This window comes from Acinetobacter sp. 24-47-67, from assembly GCF_056779735.1.
The window spans coordinates 1-539 of sequence record NZ_JBWYIK010000028.1 but is presented as its reverse complement, the minus strand read 5'-3'; the positions used below and the strand labels follow the sequence as shown (position 1 = coordinate 539).

1 protein-coding gene is annotated in these 539 nt (G+C 46.2%); it reads left to right on the top strand.

All coding sequences use genetic code 11. The annotated features are described in order from the left end of the window. On the top strand, positions 1-539 hold a 539-nt coding region (locus AC1M9K_RS14500; RefSeq protein WP_481589638.1), incomplete at both ends, for a 3-oxoacid CoA-transferase subunit A.

Sequence of the window (539 nt, the reverse complement as noted above, 5' to 3'; positions counted from 1 at the left end):
GCAGGTCAGCCTGCTGAACTCATCGATGGCTTAATTGAACTCGGTATTAAAGACTTAGTGATCGTCAACAACAACGCAGGTAATGGTGATTACGGCTTGGCTAAACTGTTACAAGCAGGCGCTGTACGTAAAATCATCTGTTCTTTTCCTCGTCAGTCTGACTCTTATGTCTTCGATGAACTCTACCGTGCAGGCAAAATCGAGTTAGAACTTGTACCGCAAGGCAACTTGGCTTGCCGTATTCAAGCGGCGGGTATGGGCTTAGGTCCAATCTACACACCAACAGGTTTTGGTACTTTGCTCGCTGAAGGCAAACCAACCATGAATTATGAAGGTAAAGACTACGTTTTAGAAAATCCAATCAAAGCTGACTTTGCGTTAATTAAAGCGCATAAGGGCGATCGCTGGGGGAACTTGGTGTACCGTAAATCTGCACGTAACTTTGGTCCAATTATGGCCATGGCAGCAGATATCACCATCGCGCAAGTATCAGAAGTCGTGGAACTCGGTGCCTTAGATCCTGAACACATCATCACCCC